This window comes from Psychrobacter sp. 1U2 (assembly GCF_051847575.1).
Genome location: NZ_JBPYDC010001763.1, coordinates 1 through 530, shown reverse-complemented (window position 1 = coordinate 530; position 530 = coordinate 1). Strand labels below are relative to the sequence as shown.

Sequence of the window (530 nt, the reverse complement as noted above, 5' to 3'; positions counted from 1 at the left end):
CCACACTCACATTAAGGCTTTGTAAGTTACCGTGCTCATTGCCTGACATAGGTATGTATACCAGCTCATCACAGCTTTCTGTGGTCAACCGACGCATGCCCTCACCTTCTGACCCCATAATTAAAGCTGTTTTTCCTGTCAAATCAGCAGCATGTATAGGCTTAGCTGTCTCATTTAATGCCGTACCGAATACAAAAACGCCTGCATCCTTAATACGCGTCAGTGTACGCGCTAGATTGGTTACACTAACAATAGGCATCATCTCAGCTGCGCCTACTGATACTTTAGCGACTGTCGGAGTCAAACTTGCTGCATGATGCTTTGGACATATCACTGCATCCACACCCATAGCGACTGCTGTACGTAAGCAGGCACCAAAGTTGTGCGCATCCGTAATCTGATCAAGTACCAATAATAAGCATTGATTGCGCCCAATAACGTTATCTAATAATCCTTCATCTGCAAATCCTAATGGACGAGCATGTAATACAACCCCTTGATGCTGAGGACTACCGCATAGTTGCGTCAGC

At 45.5% G+C, this 530-nt stretch carries 1 protein-coding gene; it reads right to left on the bottom strand.

The window, feature by feature from the left end:
- Window positions 1-530, bottom strand: a 530-nt coding sequence (gene rlmB / locus ACS8FD_RS24280) for a 23S rRNA (guanosine(2251)-2'-O)-methyltransferase RlmB (RefSeq protein ID WP_439277726.1), incomplete at both ends; no start/stop codon positions are given.